The sequence below is a fragment of the Caballeronia sp. INDeC2 genome (assembly GCF_023631325.1).
Taxonomy (GTDB): Bacteria; Pseudomonadota; Gammaproteobacteria; order Burkholderiales; family Burkholderiaceae; genus Caballeronia.
This window is the reverse complement of record NZ_JALQDG010000026.1, coordinates 84,117-101,392: the sequence shown is the minus strand read 5'-3', so window position 1 is coordinate 101,392 and position 17,276 is coordinate 84,117. Positions and strand designations below refer to the sequence as shown.

The following is a 17,276-nucleotide window of genomic DNA, read 5'->3' as shown; positions in this document are numbered from 1 at the left end:
ACAGCCGATGGAACCGTGAATACCCAATACGCGCACGCTGCTTCGTCCTGCGTGCCCTGCCCGGGGCGCCATCGCGGTTCGAACGAGTGTGAATCGTCTCCTCGCCCTACCCTCAATAGCAGCCGCTTCCCTTATGCCCGTCTGTTCGTCGGCGTGCTTATCGGCCTCTTTCGTAAGAATTATGCGGCGCGCACCACTTACGACCGCACCGCATTCGAGAGCCAATTCAGCCAGCGACTTCCTGCTTTCCTCTTCTTCCCTTTGCTACGCCGGACAATCACGCCGGCACCACTGCAAATTCCACCTTGCCAAATGCCCGACCGCCTCTCTAAAGGCAACAAAAACGCCTGAACAGTTGACAAAAACAGTTCGTTTTGAACTTTTTATTATAGCATTCTCACTTTCCGGCATCCGGGCTCGCGCCCCGCCCAGCCTTGATCTGTGCGACTCTCGCCGACAGTTCCGAAAACTCCGCCACCTCTTCCGCCGACAAACTGGATTGCCTCGCCAGTTGATCGAGCCGAGCCCGGTAACTGTCATGCCGCAACTTCAATACCGTCGCCTGCAACTCTTCCGCGAGCAGGCGCTTCTGTTCCTCGACTCGCTGGGCCGCGTCCTCGTCGGACGGGTCGCGCATCAGCAAATCGCGAACGTTTTCATCATAGGCGAGAATTTCCTGGAAGATATCGTCGTACGTGGGCGCGTTTGCTGCATTTCTCAAGATCTCCGAGAGCAACTGGAACTCCGCCGCATCGCCGAGTTCGCGCGCGTGCGAGACCACTTCGCTGAACAGTTCGCCGTGCTCGGTCATCGTCACGAGGGTGCGCTCGCTGTCCTGATCGAGCGATGCTGCGATGCCCGGGTACATCACCAGATTGCGCAGCGCGCGCTGTTCCTGCCCTGTCACGCGCCGGCGCTCGCTCTTCGGCACGTTCGCGCGCGCGCCGGCCGCCGCGCGCGAGTCGATGTCGCACAGCGCGGCGATTTCGGTGAACGGCGTGTCGAGCCGGTCCGCGAGCATATGCAGGATCTGCACCCGCAACGCATTCGCGGGCAGCGCCTGAAGCAGCGGCTTGGCGTCGAAGAGCGCCTTCGCGCGGCCTTCGGGCTGCTCCAGTTCCTTGTCGTTCAGCACCTCGTTCAGCAAAAACTGCGACAGCGGCATCGCACGATCGACCTGCTCACCGAATCCGTCCGTGCCGAATTCGCGCACGTAGCTGTCCGGATCGTGCTCCTTCGGCAGAAAGAGGAATTTGACCGCCCGGTTATCGGCCGCATGCGGCAGCGCCGCTTCCAGCGCCCGGCGCGCGGCGCGACGGCCCGCCGAATCGCCGTCGAAACTGAACACCACGGTGTCCGTCTGGCGAAAAAGCTTCTGCACGTGGATCGGCGTGCAGGCCGTGCCGAGCGTCGCCACGGCGTTCGCAAAGCCGAGCTGCGCGAGCGCGACGACATCCATATACCCTTCGACGACGAGCACGTAGCCCAGTTCGCGAATCGCCAGCCGCGCTTCGAACAGCCCGTACAGCTCGCTGCCCTTGCTGAAGAGCGGTGTCTCAGGCGAGTTCAGATACTTGGGCTCGCCGCCGTCGAGCACGCGTCCGCCAAAGCCGATCACGTTGCCCTTCACATTGCGGATCGGGAACATCACGCGCTCGCGGAAGCGATCGTAGCGGCGCGGCTGTCCCTGCGAATCGGTTTTCTCGCTGACGATCACGAGGCCCGATTCGACGAGCTTGTCATCCCGGTAATCCGGAAATGCCGACTCGAGGTTCTGCCAGCCATCCGGCGCGTAACCGAGCCCGAAACGCGCCGCGACTTCGCCGGTCAAACCGCGCTTCTTCAGATACGCGATGGCTTCGGGCGCGCCGCGCAGTTGCTTGCGATAGAAATCGCACGCGGTCTGCATCACTTCCGTCAGCGCGACGCTGACCGCCTTGCTCGGCGCGCTCTCGCCGCCACTGCCGCCACGAAGGACATTCGACGATTCCTGCGGAACCGTGAGTCCCGCGCCTTGCGCGAGTTCCTTCACGGCCTCGGGAAACGTAAGGCCGGTGTGCTCCATCAGAAAGCCGATCGCGGTGCCGTGCGCGCCGCAGCCGAAGCAGTGATAGAACTGCTTGGTCGGACTGACCGTAAACGACGGGCTCTTTTCGTTGTGAAACGGGCAGAGGCCCATGAAGTTCGCGCCGCCCTTTTTCAACTGGACGTAGCGGCCCACCACGTCGACGATATCAACGCGGTTGAGCAAATCCTGCAGGAAAGCGTGCGGAATCACCGAATCAAAAGCGCGCGGAATTACTTGGCGAGTGCGGCTTTCACCTGCGCGGAGACGGCGGTCATGTCCGCCTTGCCCGCGAGCTTCGGCTTCAGCACGCCCATGACCTTGCCCATGTCCTGCGGGCCGGCGGCGCCGGTCGCGGCAACGGCGGCCTGCACTTCGGCGGCGATCGCATCGGCGGAAAGCTGTTCGGGCATATACGCCGACAACACCGCCAGCTCAGCTTTTTCCTTGTCGGCGAGATCGGTGCGGCCCGCAGCTTCGAATTGGCTGATCGAATCCTTGCGCTGCTTGATCATCTTGTCGATGACGGCGGTGATGCCCGCGTCGTCGAGCGTGACGCGATCGTCGACTTCACGCTGCTTGATTCCCGCGAGCAGCAGTCGAATTGTGCCGAGGCGCTCGGTTTCCTTGGCGCGCATGGCAGTCTTCATGTCGTCGTTGATCTGGTCTTTGAGGCTCATCGTTCACCCGGTGCAATTGCGAAAGTATGGATTCCGGCGGCGCCTGGCTATCCCGCGAAAGCAAAAACCCGCTTGGGAACGCCTCCTCAAGCGGGACTTTTAGCGGGCCGTTTTGAGGCGCGGCAAAGCGATACGGCGACCCTTGCCGCGCTAACCGTTCTAGCGCCTGCCGGAGCGGAGAAAGTCCTCCGATGACCGTCTGAGTATAGCAAACGGGTTCGCGTTTCGAGACTCGCCAAAACCCCCGGCCGGACGCGCTCAGGCGGGCGTCGCCGCGTGCCGTGCGAACTCGCCGGCGGCCTTGCCCGCCGCGACGCCCGAGGCCCACGCCCACTGGAAGTTATAGCCGCCGAGCCAGCCGGTGACATCGACGGCCTCGCCGATGAAATAGAGCCCCGCGACGCGTTCGCTCATCATCGTCGTGGACGAAAGCTCGCGCGTGTCGACGCCGCCGCGCGTGACCTCGGCCTTCCGATAACCCTCGGTGCCGCTCGGCGTGAGCGTCCAGTTGGACAGCGACGCGCCGATCGCCTTCAGCGTGCGGTCGGGCAAATCGGCGAGGCGCACATCGACGGACACGCGCTGTGCTTCGAGCCACGCGTGCGCGAGACGCGCCGGCACGTGCTCGGCCAGAAAGTTGCCGATCTGCTTCTTCGAGCCCGCTTTGGCTTCGAGCAGCGTTTCGGTGGCGTCGGCATCGGGAAGCAGGTCGACGTGAATCGGCTCCGACGTATTCCAGTAGCTCGAAATCTGCAGCACGCCCGGCCCCGACACGCCGCGATGCGTCAGCAACAGATCTTCGTCGAACACGCCGCGCGTCTTGCCGCTGCCCGTGCTGATGCGCACAGGGAGCGAAAGCCCCGAGAGCGCGGCGAACGGCGCCCAGTCCGCCGACGTGAACGTGAGCGGCACCAGCGCCGGGCGCGTGTCGACGAGCTTGTGCCCGAACTGCTTCGCAACGCGATAGCCGAAATCCGTCGCGCCGATCTTCGGAATCGACAGGCCGCCCGTCGCGATCACGAGTGCCGCCGCGCCGATTTCGCCCGCGGCCGTATCGAGCGTGAAGCGCACGCCGTCGTGGCGGATTTCATGCACGGCGACCGGACGCCGCCAGGCGACGCCACCCGCATCGCACTCGCTTTTCAGCACGTCGATGATGGTTTCGCTGGAGTCGTCGCAAAAAAGCTGGCCCTTGTGCTTCTCGTGCCACTTGACGCGGTGTTGCTTGAGCAACGCGAGAAAATCGCGCGGCGTATAGCGCGCGAGCGCGGAACGGCAGAAGTGCGGATTCGCCGACAAAAAATTGCCCGGCTGCGCGTTGACGTTGGTGAAGTTGCAGCGTCCGCCGCCGGAGATGCGGATTTTCTCGGCGAGACGCTCGGCGTGGTCGATGAGCACGACGCGGCGCCCGGATTGAGCGGCCACGGCCGCGCACATCATGCCGGCCGCGCCCGCGCCGATGACGGCGATATCGAAGGATTCCATGGCGCGCATTCTACCTTCGGCACGCTCGTCGACGCCCCCTGCTATACTTTTTTGTTCCCTCTAACGCATTGAATCCATGCTCGTTCTCGGCATCGAAAGCTCCTGCGACGAAACCGGCCTCGCCCTCTACGACACCGAACGTGGCCTGCTTTCGCACGCCCTTCATTCGCAGATCGCGATGCATCGCGATTACGGCGGCGTCGTGCCGGAACTGGCTTCGCGCGATCACATCCGTCGCGCGCTGCCGTTGCTGGAAGAAGTGCTCGAACGATCCGGCGCGAAGCGCGCGGACATCGACGCCATCGCGTTCACGCAGGGGCCGGGACTCGCGGGGGCGCTGCTCGTCGGCGCGAGCATCGCGAATGCGTTGGCGATGGCGTGGGACAAACCCACTGTCGGGATTCATCACCTGGAAGGGCATCTGCTTTCGCCGCTGCTCGTCGATGCGCCGCCGCCGTTTCCGTTCGTCGCGCTGCTCGTGTCGGGCGGACATACGCAATTGATGCGCGTGACCGATGTCGGCGTCTACGAGACGCTCGGTGAAACCCTCGACGACGCCGCCGGCGAAGCCTTCGACAAGACCGCGAAGCTGCTCGGCCTGGGCTATCCGGGCGGCCCGGAAGTATCGCGGCTCGCGGAATTCGGCACGCCGGGCGCGGTCGCGCTGCCGCGTCCGATGCTGCATTCCGGCGATCTCGATTTCAGCTTCAGCGGCCTGAAAACGGCCGTGCTCACGCAGAGCCGCAAGCTCGGCAACAACGTCTGCGAGCAGGCGAAGGCCGATCTCGCGCGCGGTTTCGTCGATGCAGCCGTGGATGTGCTCGTCGCCAAATCGCTCGCCGCGTTGAAGAAAACGGGCTTGAAACGGCTCGTCGTGGCGGGCGGCGTGGGCGCGAACCGGCAATTGCGCGAGGCACTGTCGGCGGCCGCGAAGAAACGCCGTTTCGACGTGCATTACCCCGACCTGTCGCTCTGCACCGACAACGGCGCGATGATCGCGCTCGCCGGCGCGTTGCGCCTGTCGCGCTGGCCCGAACAGGCGGTGCGCGACTACGCGTTCACCGTGAAGCCGCGCTGGGATCTCACTTCGCTGTCGCGCGCCTGAGCGTTCATCGCGGCGGATTGAAGGGCTGCACGATCGCCTTGAACACGGGCAGCGTCTCGCAGCGATCGCTATGGCCGACGAGCGTCGGCCAGCGCGTCGAGCTGAAAATCTCCGGATGCGCCTCCCGCGCGAAGCGCAGCGCGCAGGCCACGGCGATGTCCGCGTGACCGATCTCGTCGCCGAACCAGTACGGCGTCGCGCGCGCGGCGCGGTCCGCTTCCAGCGCATTCAACACGCGTTCGACCTGCCCCGTGCAGCGATCGAGCCACGCCTGCGATTTCTCCTTGTGCAGCACGCGTTCGTAGACGAGCGCGACGGCTTTGTCGGCGAGGCCCGTCGCGAGGGCGCAGACCTTCAGCGCTTCGCGGCGCTGCGGCCCGCTCGATGCGATCATCGCGCGCTCGCCCGCCTGTTCGTCGAGATAGTCGAGGATCATCGCGCTTTCGACGAGCACGTCGCCGGAATCGAGCACGAGCGTCGGCACGCGGATCAGCGGATTGAAGGGCGCGAGCTTGTCGGCATCGCCGAACACGGACCACGGTCGGTGCTCGTACGCCACTTCGTACAGATTCAGCGCGATGGCCACGCGCCGCACGAACGGGGAATCGAATTGGCCGATGAGAATCAAGATGCGCTCCGTGGTCGATTGCTCGGACGGCCAGTTTAAGGTCGCGCGGGCCTCGGAAACAACAGCAACGCCAGCGACGCGCACACGCCCGTCGCGAGCCAGACGATCGGCCACGAACTCGCCGCGAGCACGTGCGGAATGACGAGCGGGGTCACGAAGAACCCGGCGTACACAGCCGTATTGGCCATGCCGAGCGCGGTGCCGGCGCGTTCGGTGCCCGCCAGCGTCGCCAGTTCGGTGTACGCGACGCCATGCCAGGCCGACACGCAAATCCCCGCGAAAACGAGCATCGCCGAGAGCAGCCAAGGCACGTGCGCCGCGCCGCCCGCGATCGCTGCCGCCAGCACGACGAAGGACGCCGACGCCACGATCACCGAGCCGCGCAGGTACGCGCGCCGGTTGCCGTGACGATCCGTGTGACGGCCGCTCCAGACGCGCATGGCCATCGCGCCGAGCTGGATCGCGCCCATCGTCGCGCTGATCGCGGGCACGCCGAAGCGACCGGCATCGTGCAGGAACACGGTCGCGAAGGTCAGCACCGCGAATTGCGGCACGCACAGAATGCCGATGCCGAGCACGACGCGCCAGACCAGGGCGTTTTTCAGCGGCGGCGCGCCTTTGGGCGTCACCGCCCGAAGCACCGCGTTCGGCGCTTCATGCAGCCAGCGCCAGGCGAACGCGCCGGAGACCGCGCACATCGCCGCCAGCGCGCCGTAGACCGCCGCAAAACCATGCGACGATGCGAGCCACGGCAACAATGCCGCGCCGATGCCGCCGCCGAGCGGCACGGCGGTTTGCCGGATGCTCATCGCGAGGCCGCGCTCTCCGTCGGCGAACCAGGCCATCACCGCCCGCCCGCTCGATCCGTTGACGCTGCCGCCTAGGAGACCCAGCAGGCACATCGAGACAACGAGCCAGCCGAGCGTCGCCGACGACGGCCCCGCGAACAGACTCATCGCGACGAGCATCGCAGCCGTCGACAGCAAGCCGGTGAGCAAGACCGGACGGTCGCCCCAGCGATCCGTCAGCACGCCCCAAGGCAGTTCCGAGAACGCGACGCCCAAGCCCAGCGCGCCGAGCGCAAGCCCGAGTTCACCGTTGCTCAGGTGATAACCGCTGCGCATCCATACGGCCGTGGTCGGAATGCCAGCCGCCGCGGCGGAAAAACTGGCGTTGGCCGCCACGCCGACGCCCAGCACTTTCCAGCGATGCGCGTCACCGAATGCAAACGCGCCTTTGGCGAGAGGAGTAGCCATCGTGCAGTCCATGTCGAATTTGACTGCGACCAGTTTGAAGGCTTAGCATCGTCCTGAAAATCGCAAAGTTTTTCATCGACCATTCAAAAAATCAGGACGATTGCCATGAGCCAGACGACTTTCGATCTCGCGGTGCTGCGCAGCTTCGTCGCGGGGATGGATCTCGGCAGCTTCGCGAAAGCGGCGGACCGTGTCGGACGATCTACATCGGCGGTGAGCGCGCAGCTGCGCAAGCTAGAGGAGCAGGCGGGCGCGCCGCTCTTTCGCAAATCCGGGCGCGGGCTCGCGCTCACCGACGCAGGCGAGGTGATGCTCGGCTATGCGCGCCGCCTCGTCGAACTGAACGACGAAGCCGCCGTCGCGATTCGCGGCGTCGATCTGGAAGGCTGGATCCGGCTCGGTCTGCAGGAGGATTTCGGCGAAGTCGTGCTTCCGGATGTGCTCGGCCGTTTCGCGCGGGCGCATCCGAAGGTGAGGATCGAAGCGCGCGTGGCGCGCAATACCGAGTTGCTGGAGCGCATCGATACCGGCCAACTCGATCTCGCGCTCGTGTGGGGCGCGCCCGGCGTGACCGACGACAGCAACGCCGCGATGATCGCCGAGCCGATCGCCGCGCCGCCGATGCGCTGGATCGCGTCGTCGACGGTTCCGTGGCAGTTCAGCGCCGATGAGCCGTTACCGCTCATCGCGTTCGACCGTCCGTGTCTCTTTCACAGCGCGGCGGCCGCGGCGCTGGATCGCGCGGGCATCAAGTGGCGCGTGGCGTTCACGAGCCCGAGCTTGTCGGGGTTGTGGGCGGCTGCGGCGGCAGGTCTGGGCGTCACCGTGCGAACGGGCTACGGATTGCCGTCCACGGTTCGTGCGCTCGATGCCGGCGAAGGTGACTTGCCGGCATTGCCTTCGATCCCGCTCGCGTTGCATCGCGCATCGGGGAGCGCATCGCCGCCGGTCGAACGGCTGGCGTCGCTGGTGATGGCGTCCGTGCGGGCAGCGCACGTTCCCGCGGAAACGGCGCTCGCCTGAAAGCTCGCTCAGGCGTCGCGGCGCTTGTCCCGCTCGATCACCGCATACGCGCTGTGATTGTGGATCGACTCGAAGTTCTCCGCTTCGAGCACATACGCGACGATGCGCTCGTCGGCGTTCAGGCGCGTCGCGACATCGCGCACGAGATCTTCGACGAACTTCGGGTTTTCATACGCGCGCTCGGTCACGAACTTCTCGTCGGGGCGCTTCAGCAAGCCCCACAGTTCGCACGACGCCTCTTCCTCCGCGATGCGGACAAGCTCCTCGACCGCGACTTCTCCCGCGAGCTCCGCCGCGATCGTCACGTGCGAGCGCTGATTGTGCGCGCCGTATTGCGAGATCTTCTTCGAGCACGGGCACAGACTCGTCACGGGCACGAGCACTTTCATCGACATGTGCGTTTTGCCGTCGCGCTTCTCGGCGATGAACGTCGCTTCGTAATCGAGCAGGCTTTGCACGCCGGAGACCGGCGCGGTCTTCATCACGAAGTACGGCAAGCTCACCTCGATGCGTCCCGAATGCGCTTCGAGCTTCGCCAGCATCGAGGCGAGCAGCGTGCGCAGCGCGGCCTGATCGAGCGGCTCGCGATTCTCTTCGAGCAGCGCGACGAAGCGCGACATATGCGTGCCTTTCTGATCGGCTGGCAGATGCACATCGAGATTCCACACGCCGACGCTCGGCTGCACGCCGCTCGCCGTGCGCACCGACAACGGATGCCGCACGCCCTTCACACCGACGCGCTGAATCGCGATCTGACGCGTGTCGGGCGTGCTCTGGACATCGGGCATCACGAAGGCGGGATTCATCTGATTCATTTGTTTTGTCCTTATGCGCCGCGCGTCGCGCAGGACGCGAGCGGTTCGAAACTTTCAAGCGCACACGGCGCGGGACGATGCCCGCGCCGTGTGCCAAAGCGTTGATGCACGGCGCACCCCGAGCGCGCCGTTCGAGCGATGCGTCGTCAGGCGACGCGCTTGGTCAGCTTGCCGGCATGCGCGCTTTCGACGGCGCCGATGAAGCGCTCACGAATCGATTTGACGATGCCAGCCGAGTCCAGGCCGACGCTCGACAAGAGCTTGGCCGGGTCGCCGTGATCGATGAAGACGTCGGGCAACCCGAGCTGCAGCACGGGCTTCACGATCGAGCTGGCGAGCAGTGCTTCGACGCACGCGGAACCCGCGCCGCCCATGACCGCGCCTTCTTCGATCGTCACGATGGCGTCGTGCGTCGCGGCGAGTTCGCGTAGCAGGTCGGCGTCGACCGGCTTCACGAAACGCATGTTGGCGACCGTCAGATCCAGTTCTTCCGCCGCGGCGAGCGACGGCGCGACCATCGTGCCGAACGCGCAAATCGCAATGCGCTTGCCCGAGCCGAGCTTCTGCGACGACTCGCGGCGAATCTCGCCACGGCCGACGGGAATCGCGGTCATCTGCTTGACGGTCGCCACACCCGTGCCCGCGCCGCGCGGATAGCGCACGGCCGTCGGGTTCGGCTGCTGCAGCGCCGTGTAGAGCATCTGGCGGCATTCGTTTTCGTCCGATGCGGCCATCACCGTCATGTTCGGGATGCAGCGCAGGAACGCGAGATCGTAGTTGCCCGCGTGCGTCGCACCGTCCGCGCCGACGAGGCCCGCGCGATCGATCGCAAACACGACCGGCAGATTCTGCAGCGCGACGTCGTGGATCAGTTGATCGTACGCGCGTTGCAGGAACGTCGAATAGATGGCGACGACGGGCTTCATGCCGTCCGCAGCCATGCCGCCCGCGAACGTGACCGCATGCTGCTCGGCGATGCCGACATCGAAATAACGGTCCGGGAAGCGCTTTTCGAACTCGACCATGCCGGAGCCTTCGCGCATTGCCGGCGTGATGCCGACCACGCGCGAATCCTGCGCCGCGGCGTCGCACAGCCACTCGCCGAACACCTGCGTGTAAGTCTTCTTCGAAGGCGCCGTCGACGGCTTGATGCCTTCGGCCGGATTGAACTTGCCCGGGCCGTGGTAGAGCACCGGATCGGCTTCGGCGAGCTTGTAGCCTTGACCTTTCTTCGTGACGACGTGCAGGAATTGCGGGCCGCGCAGTTCCTTGATGTTCTGCAGCGTCGGAATTAGCGAATCGAGATCGTGACCGTCGATCGGCCCGATGTAATTGAAGCCGAATTCCTCGAACAGCGTGGCCGGCACGATCATGCCCTTCGCGTGCTCTTCGAGCTTGCGGGCGAGATCGAGTACCGGCGGCGCATGGCGCAGCACGCGTTCGACGCCCGCGCGCGCGGCGGCGTAAAAGCGGCCCGACATCAGTCGCGCGAGATGGCGATTCAGCGCGCCGACCGGCGGCGAGATCGACATGTCGTTGTCGTTGAGGATGACGAGCAGCGGCACGTCGTCGGCGACGCCCGCGTTGTTCATCGCCTCGAAGGCCATGCCCGCGGTCATCGCGCCGTCGCCGATCACGGCGATCGAATAGCGGTTGTCGCCCTGCAGCTTGTTGGCGATCGCCATGCCGAGCGCCGCCGAAATCGACGTGCTCGAATGCGCGGTGCCGAAGGTGTCGTATTCGGACTCGGCGCGGCGCGGGAAGCCGGAAATGCCGCCCAGCTGGCGCAGGCCCGGCATCTGATCGCGGCGGCCCGTTAGGATCTTGTGCGGATACGTCTGATGACCGACATCCCAGACGATGCGGTCATTAGGCGTATCGAACACATAGTGCAACGCGATCGTCAGCTCGACCGTGCCCAGGTTGGACGACAGATGGCCGCCCGTCTGGGACACGCTGTCGAGCACGTAGGCTCGCAGCTCGTCGGCCAGCGGTTGCAGTTGGCGGCGATCGAGGGCGCGCAAATCGGCCGGATCGTCGATGGTTTTCAGCAAGTCGTACATCGTCGTCCCATTTTAGGAAAACTGGCGTGATTCGTTCAGCGCGATTATGGCTCCTCGCGCCGTGGGGTCCGTCACGCGTTCAACAATCAATTCACCCGGTTCACGACCAGGTCGGCAAGTTCTGCCAGGCGCTGGCCGCGCGCGCCGAAGGGCTCGATCGCGGCGTGCGCGTCGCGGCCGAGCTGCGCGGCGAGTTCGCGCGACGCGTCGAGCCCGATGATCGATACGTACGTCGGCTTGTCGTGCTGCGCGTCCTTGCCGGCGGTCTTGCCGAGCGTGGCGGAATCGGCGGTGACGTCCAGGATGTCGTCGACGACCTGGAATGCGAGGCCGATCGCGGCGGCATAGCGGTCCAGCGACGCGAGCGCGTCCGCGCCCGGATGCGTGCCCGCGAGCGCGCCCATGCGCACCGACGCGCGCAACAGCGCACCCGTTTTCTTGCGATGCATCGTCTCGAGCTCGGGTCGCGACAGCTTGCGACCGACGCTTTCGAGGTCGATCGCCTGGCCGCCCGCCATCCCGAGCGAACCGCTCGCGACCGCCAACTCGCGCACGAGCGCGGCTTGCTGGCCATCGTCCAGACCATTGCCTTCGACCGTCAACGCGACGAACGCCTGCGATTGCAGCGCGTCGCCGACAAGGAGTGCCGTCGCTTCGTCATATTGGATGTGTACCGTGGGCTTACCGCGGCGCAGTGCGTCGTCGTCCATGGCGGGCATGTCGTCATGCACCAGCGAATAAACGTGAATCATCTCCAGCGCCGCGCTCGCCGCCTCCACCGCCGGCGCGCTCGCGCCGGTCAGTTCACCCGCCGCGTGGACGAGCAGCGGTCGCACGCGTTTGCCGCCGCCGAGCACCGCGTAGCGCATGGCCTCATGCAGGCGCGCCGGCGCGATCTCCGTGCGCGGAAGATAGTGTTCGAGTGCCGTCTCGACGCGATCGAGCGTCGCGCGCATCCATTGTTCGAAGTTCATAGGTCGTCGTCCCCGTTGTCGTTTGTCGCTCCGGCACCCTGGGTGGCGCGCTGTACCTCGGCGGGCAGCGGCTTGAGCGTCTCGCCATCGAGAACGCGCACCTGCTGCTCGACTTTTTCGAGCTGTTGTTGGCAAAAGCCCACAAGCGCCGCGCCGCGGCGATAGGCCGCGAGCGACTCCTCGAGACTCAGCGCGCCGTCTTCCATGCGCGCGACGAGCGATTCGAGTTCTGCCAGCGCCGCCTCGTAATTCTCCGGAAGCTGCGCGGCGTCCGCGTTTTGCGCGTCGGCGCCGGGTTGCTCGCCTGTTTCCTGGACAGCGGTCTTCGCCATGAATCGTGGATGTGCAATTGAATTTTTGGAACCGAGTCGCACATTCTACGGCAAAAGACAAATTTTCGACCCGCATCCCGTCCGCGCGGAACTGTCGGGGACTGCATTGCCGGATTGTCCGCCAATCGTCGCGGAGCGTGCCATCCGCGCGCGTTCGCGTGGCGATTGCGAGGAACTCTCGCGACAATTTATACCCAAATCAAGACCTTAAGCACCCCAAGGAGGAGGATTTCGGTATAATCGCGGGCTCCCTAAATCGAATCTTCGATGGTTGGGTTGTTCACTGCTTTCACGTTTTCATCGGGAGTGGGAATGTCCAATCTGAGCAATGCATTGCAGCTGAACGCCATTCACAGTCAGCTGCCAGTCACGGCTTACTTTGACGAAGCGCTTCTTACGCGCGAACTCGACACACTTTTCAAGCAAGGTCCACGCTACATCGGGCACGAACTCATGGTTCCCGAGGCGGGAAACTATTTCGCGCTTCCCGGCGAGGGCGAAGGGCGTGTGCTCGTCCGTAATCAGCAGAACAATATCGAGCTGCTGTCGAACGTGTGCCGCCATCGCCAGGCGATCATGCTCAATGGCCGCGGCAGCGCGGACAACATCGTCTGCCCGCTGCATCGCTGGACCTACGATCTCAACGGCCAGTTGCTCGGCGCGCCGCATTTTGCGGACAAGCCCTGCCTGAACCTCGGCAAGACTTCGCTGCAGAACTGGCAAGGCCTGCTCTTCGAATCGGAGGGCCGCAACGTCGCCGCGGATCTCGCGAGACTTGGCACGGCGCGTCATTTCGACTTTTCGGGCTTCATGTTCGATCACGTCGAAGTGCACGAGTGCAACTACAACTGGAAGACCTTCATCGAAGTCTATCTCGAGGACTATCACGTCGCGCCGTTCCATCCGGGACTCGGCAGCTTCGTGTCGTGCGACAACCTCGAGTGGGAGTTCGGCGACTGGTACAGCGTCCAGACTGTCGGCGTCCACAAGAATCTGGAGAAGCCGGGGAGCCCGACGTACCGCAAGTGGCACGACGAAGTCCTGCGCTTTCGCAACGGCACGCCGCCCGAGTTCGGCGCGATCTGGATGGTGTATTACCCCGGTCTGATGATCGAGTGGTATCCGCACGTGCTGGTCGTGTCGTGGCTCATTCCGCACGGCACGCAGAAGACGACGAACATCGTCGAGTTCTATTACCCCGAGGAAATCGCGCTCTTCGAGCGTGAGTTCATCGAGGCGGAACGCGCCGCGTATATGGAGACCGCGCGCGAGGACGACGAGATCGCCGAGCGCATGGACGCCGGCCGCCGCGCGCTGATGTCGCGCGGCGAAAACCAGGTCGGTCCGTATCAAAGTCCGATGGAATCCGGCATGCAGCACTTTCACGAGTTCTTGCGGCAGCAACTCGGGACCATATGAACGCGGTTTCGGCTTTGCGTCGGATGTCGAGAAAAGACGGGCTTTCGAGCCCGTTTTTTCTTTTAGACTATTGGCTATCCCCGCATTGCAAGCGTGCTTCAGGAGCCGTCATGCCGCACACCCACTACACCACGCTCATCTCGGCGGCGAATCTCGCCGAACGGCTCGCCGCCGCGCCCGGCAGCATCCTCGTATTCGATTGCCGCTTCGACCTCGCCGCGCCGGAATCGGGCGAGGCGGCGTATGCGCAGGGGCATATTCCCGGTGCACACTATCTCCATCTGGACCGCGATTTGTCGGGCGTCAAGACCGGCACGAACGGGCGTCATCCGCTGCCCGAACGCGCGGCGCTCGTTTTGAAGCTGGCGAGCTTCGGACTGAACGAAGGCCAGCAAGTCGTTGCATACGATGCCCACGGCGGCATGTACGCCGCGCGGCTCTGGTGGCTCTTGCGCTGGCTCGGTCACGATTCCGTCGCGCTGCTCGATGGCGGCCTGCAAGCGTGGGAAGCCGCCGGCAATCCGCTCGACAGCGCCGTGCCGCCTAAGGCCCAAGGCACGTTCAAGGCAGGCGCGCCGCTTCAGGTGACCATCGACGCGCAGGCGATCGAGCGCGGCATCGGCACGCGCGATCATCTGCTGATCGACGCCCGCGCCGCCGACCGCTATCGCGGCGAGAACGAGACGATCGATCCTGTCGGCGGGCATATCCCCGGCGCGCTCAATCACTTCTTCAAGAACAACTTGACGGCGGAAGCCCGCTTCAAGACCGCGCACGAACTGCGCGAGGCGTTCGGCTCGCTGGTCGGCACGACACCTGCCGACCGCATCGTGCTGCAATGCGGATCGGGCGTGACTGCCTGTCACAACGCGCTCGCGATGGAAATCGCGGGCCTGCATGGCGCGGCGCTCTATCCCGGCTCCTGGAGCGAGTGGAGCGCCGATTCGGGCCGGCCGGTCGCGACCGGCCCGAATCCCTGAACTCCGTTATCTGACGCCGTGCTCGCGGAACCACGCGAGCGCGCGCTTCCAGCCGTCTTCGGCGTCGGCCTTGCGATAGCTCGGACGGTAATCCGCGAAAAACGCGTGCGGCGCATCGTCGTAGACGACGAACTGCGAGTTCCTCGCGGGCGGCGGATCGTTCGCGAGCGCCTGCTTCATCTGCTCGATGGTGTCCTGCGGGATGCTCTGGTCCTGCCGGCCATACAGCCCGAGCACCGGCACCTTGAGCTGACTTGCGAGGTCGACCGGATTGTTCGGCGTGTTCTCGGTCTTGTTGCCGGCGAGCCGCCCGTACCACGCCACGCCCGCCTTCACGTCGGGATTGTGCTCGGCATAGAGCCAGGCAATGCGCCCGCCCCAGCAGAATCCGTTTATGCCGACGCGCTTCGGATCGCCGCCATGCTCGCCCGCCCATTTGACGGTCTGGTCGATGTCGGAGATCACCTGCGAATCGGGCACCTTCGACACCAGTTGCTCGTTCAGTTGCTGCATCGACTTGAACGCCGACGCATCGCCCTGACGCGTATAGAGATCCGGCGCGATGGCCAGATAACCCTGCTTGGCGAAGCGCCGGCAGACATCGGCGATATGCTCGTGGACCCCGAAAATCTCGTGAATGACGATGATCACCGGCAGATGCGTCTTGCCTTTCGGCTGTGCGCGATACGCCGGCACGAGCGTGCCGTCCGCCCCGCGTATGCCGATGGCGCCCGCTTCCAGGCCGTCGGAATCGGTATGAATGGTTTGCGCGGACACCGGCAGCACGGCGGCCGCGAAGCCGGTCCCGAAGGTCGCCTTGATGAACGTGCGCCGATTGAACGGAACGTGCGGAATGAGGCTGTCGACTTCAGGGTCTAGCATGGATAGCTCCTGCGGCGGAGCCGTCGCGTCATGTTCGCGATCGAGTGCGACGGCGTGGATCCTTGGACCCGCGCGACGTGCTCGAGGCTGCACGAAACGCGGCGCTGCACGACGATGAACGCGCGCCGTGGATAAAGCGCGCCGCCCATTCTAAACAGCTTTGAACGAATGGCGCAGGCGTTCTATTCCGCGTTAGTGCAACTTCAGTGCAGCTTCACCCGTGGCGCGGTGGAACGGCGCAGCCAGTGCGCGACGGTATCGAGCATCATGCGCGCATAGCCGTGCAGCGCGGCGACGTGCAGCCGGTAAAGCGACATGTACATGAAGCGCGCGAAGAGCCCTTCGATCAGCATGTTGCCGCCGATCAGCCCGCCCATAAGGTTGCCGACCGCGCTGTAATGCCCGAGCGACACCAGCGAGCCGAAATCGCGATACGTATATTCGGGCAGCGGCTTGCCCTGCAACATCCGCTCGAACGACTTGAACAGGAAACTCGCCTGCTGATGCGCGGCCTGCGCGCGCGGCGGCACGTTGCGCTCGTTGCCGGGCCACGGACACGCGGCGCAATCGCCGAGCGCGAAGACGTTGTCGTCGGTTTCGGTTTGCAGCGTGCGACGCACGATCAACTGGCCGAGGCGGTTCGTCGGCAGACCTTCGAGACTGGCGAGGATCGCGGGCGCCTTGATGCCGGCCGCCCAGACCGTGAGATCCGCGCGAATCGTCTTGCCGCTCGCCGTGCGGATCGCATCGCGCGACACTTGCGCGACCGTTTCGCCGGTCATTAGCTTCACGCCGAGCTTGGTGAGCAGTTCCGCCGTCGCGATGGACACGCGCTCCTGCAACGCGGGCAGAATGCGCGGCCCGGCTTCGATCAGCACGATGCCGATATCGTGCTTCGGATCGAGCTTGTGCAATCCGTATGCGGAAAGCACTTGCGCGGTGTTTCGCAGTTCCGCCGACAATTCGACGCCCGTCGCGCCGGCGCCGACGATCGCCACCTGGATGCGCGGCACCGGATCGACGCCCGGCTCGTCCTCGCCGTCTTCCACGCCCGCCGCGACGGGTTCCGGCGCGAAGTGCTCCGCGCGCATGCAGGCCGCGATCAGGCGCTTGCGAAAGAGTTCGGCCTGGCCGACCGTATCGAGCGCGATCGAGTAATGCTGCGCGCCTTCGACGCCGAAGAAATGCGTCGTACTGCCGATCGCGATGACGAGCGTGTCGTATTCCAGTTCGCGCTCGGGAAGAAGCTCGCCGGCTTCGTCATCGCGCAACGCGCCGATCGTAATGCGCTTGCCCGCGCGATCCAGCCCGACCAGTTCGCCCTGCTGAAACTCGAAACCATGCCACAGCGCTTGCGCCGCGTATTCGAGTTCCTGCGTGAACGGATCCATGCTGCCCGCCGCGACTTCATGCAGGAGCGGCTTCCAGATATGCGTCGGATTGCGATCGACGAGCGTGACTTGCGCCTTGGGCGGGGTCTTGCCATCCGTCGAGCCGAAACGGTCGCCGAGACGAGTCGCGAGTTCGAGGCCGCCAGCCCCTCCGCCGACGATGATGAAGCGATGCATG

General features: G+C 64.9%; 16 protein-coding genes. 5 read left to right on the top strand and 11 right to left on the bottom strand.

Annotation, left to right across the window (positions count from 1 at the left end; translation table 11 throughout):
• Nucleotides 1-15: 15 nt before the first annotated feature.
• Nucleotides 16-351 carry a hypothetical protein gene (locus NCS28_RS15150; RefSeq protein WP_250514579.1) on the top strand — a complete coding sequence of 112 codons (336 nt, stop codon included), beginning with the start codon at nt 16-18 and terminating at the stop codon, nt 349-351.
• A gap of 46 nt (nt 352-397) precedes the next feature.
• On the opposite strand, the gene dnaG is transcribed toward NCS28_RS15150, so the two are convergent.
• The 3 genes from dnaG to NCS28_RS15135 form a co-directional block, all read right to left on the bottom strand.
• Nucleotides 398-2,278 carry a DNA primase gene (gene dnaG / locus NCS28_RS15145; RefSeq protein WP_250514578.1) on the bottom strand — a complete coding sequence of 627 codons (1,881 nt, stop codon included), beginning with the start codon at nt 2,276-2,278 and terminating at the stop codon, nt 398-400.
• Nucleotides 2,279-2,298: 20 nt separating this feature from the next.
• Nucleotides 2,299-2,745: a GatB/YqeY domain-containing protein gene (locus tag NCS28_RS15140; protein WP_250514577.1), complete on the bottom strand. Its 447-nt coding sequence runs from the start codon at nt 2,743-2,745 to the stop codon at nt 2,299-2,301.
• Between the two features lie 258 nt (nt 2,746-3,003).
• On the bottom strand, nt 3,004-4,230 hold the full coding sequence (locus NCS28_RS15135) for a BaiN/RdsA family NAD(P)/FAD-dependent oxidoreductase (RefSeq protein ID WP_250514576.1): 1,227 nt from the start codon (nt 4,228-4,230) through the stop codon (nt 3,004-3,006).
• A gap of 76 nt (nt 4,231-4,306) precedes the next feature.
• Between NCS28_RS15135 and tsaD the strand changes: the two genes are divergently transcribed.
• The gene (tsaD, locus tag NCS28_RS15130; protein WP_250514575.1) at nt 4,307-5,335 is read left to right on the top strand and encodes a tRNA (adenosine(37)-N6)-threonylcarbamoyltransferase complex transferase subunit TsaD; all 1,029 of its coding nucleotides are present in this window, start codon (nt 4,307-4,309) and stop codon (nt 5,333-5,335) included.
• 4 nt (nt 5,336-5,339) lie between these two features.
• Here the strand turns inward: tsaD and NCS28_RS15125 are convergent, their stop codons facing one another.
• Nucleotides 5,340-5,963, bottom strand: coding sequence for a glutathione S-transferase family protein (locus NCS28_RS15125; protein ID WP_250514574.1), 624 nt, complete (start codon nt 5,961-5,963; stop codon nt 5,340-5,342).
• A gap of 35 nt (nt 5,964-5,998) precedes the next feature.
• Complete coding sequence (locus tag NCS28_RS15120) at nt 5,999-7,231, bottom strand: MFS transporter (protein WP_250514573.1); 1,233 nt, start codon at nt 7,229-7,231, stop codon at nt 5,999-6,001.
• Nucleotides 7,232-7,324: 93 nt separating this feature from the next.
• On the opposite strand from NCS28_RS15120, the gene NCS28_RS15115 reads away from it, so the two are divergent.
• Nucleotides 7,325-8,242, top strand: a complete 918-nt coding sequence (locus NCS28_RS15115) for a LysR substrate-binding domain-containing protein (protein WP_250514572.1) — start codon at nt 7,325-7,327, stop codon at nt 8,240-8,242.
• A gap of 8 nt (nt 8,243-8,250) precedes the next feature.
• Here NCS28_RS15115 and folE2 read toward each other — a convergent pair whose 3' ends face one another.
• The 4 genes from folE2 to NCS28_RS15095 all read right to left on the bottom strand — a co-directional run bounded on the left by folE2 (nt 8,251) and on the right by NCS28_RS15095 (nt 12,426).
• Entirely contained in the window at nt 8,251-9,057 is an 807-nt protein-coding gene (gene folE2 / locus NCS28_RS15110; protein WP_250514571.1) for a GTP cyclohydrolase FolE2, read from the bottom strand.
• A gap of 146 nt (nt 9,058-9,203) precedes the next feature.
• Nucleotides 9,204-11,120, bottom strand: coding sequence for a 1-deoxy-D-xylulose-5-phosphate synthase (dxs, locus tag NCS28_RS15105; protein WP_250514570.1), 1,917 nt, complete (start codon nt 11,118-11,120; stop codon nt 9,204-9,206).
• 86 nt (nt 11,121-11,206) lie between these two features.
• Nucleotides 11,207-12,094 (bottom strand): polyprenyl synthetase family protein, encoded by an 888-nt coding sequence (locus NCS28_RS15100; protein ID WP_250514569.1) that lies wholly within the window; start codon nt 12,092-12,094, stop codon nt 11,207-11,209.
• Nucleotides 12,091-12,426, bottom strand: a complete 336-nt coding sequence (locus NCS28_RS15095) for an exodeoxyribonuclease VII small subunit (protein ID WP_250514568.1) — start codon at nt 12,424-12,426, stop codon at nt 12,091-12,093. Before NCS28_RS15095 ends, NCS28_RS15100 begins: the two co-directional genes overlap by 4 nt.
• A gap of 312 nt (nt 12,427-12,738) precedes the next feature.
• On the opposite strand from NCS28_RS15095, the gene NCS28_RS15090 reads away from it, so the two are divergent.
• Together NCS28_RS15090 and NCS28_RS15085 are read left to right on the top strand one after the other, a co-directional pair.
• Complete coding sequence (locus NCS28_RS15090) at nt 12,739-13,845, top strand: aromatic ring-hydroxylating oxygenase subunit alpha (protein ID WP_250514567.1); 1,107 nt, start codon at nt 12,739-12,741, stop codon at nt 13,843-13,845.
• A 110-nt stretch (nt 13,846-13,955) separates the two neighbouring features.
• Nucleotides 13,956-14,825 carry a sulfurtransferase gene (locus NCS28_RS15085; RefSeq protein ID WP_250514566.1) on the top strand — a complete coding sequence of 290 codons (870 nt, stop codon included), beginning with the start codon at nt 13,956-13,958 and terminating at the stop codon, nt 14,823-14,825.
• Between the two features lie 6 nt (nt 14,826-14,831).
• Here the strand turns inward: NCS28_RS15085 and NCS28_RS15080 are convergent, their stop codons facing one another.
• Both NCS28_RS15080 and NCS28_RS15075 read right to left on the bottom strand, forming a co-directional pair.
• Nucleotides 14,832-15,707, bottom strand: a complete 876-nt coding sequence (locus NCS28_RS15080) for a dienelactone hydrolase family protein (protein ID WP_250514565.1) — start codon at nt 15,705-15,707, stop codon at nt 14,832-14,834.
• A 203-nt stretch (nt 15,708-15,910) separates the two neighbouring features.
• Complete coding sequence (locus NCS28_RS15075) at nt 15,911-17,275, bottom strand: NAD(P)/FAD-dependent oxidoreductase (protein ID WP_250514564.1); 1,365 nt, start codon at nt 17,273-17,275, stop codon at nt 15,911-15,913.
• Nucleotide 17,276 lies beyond the last annotated feature (1 nt).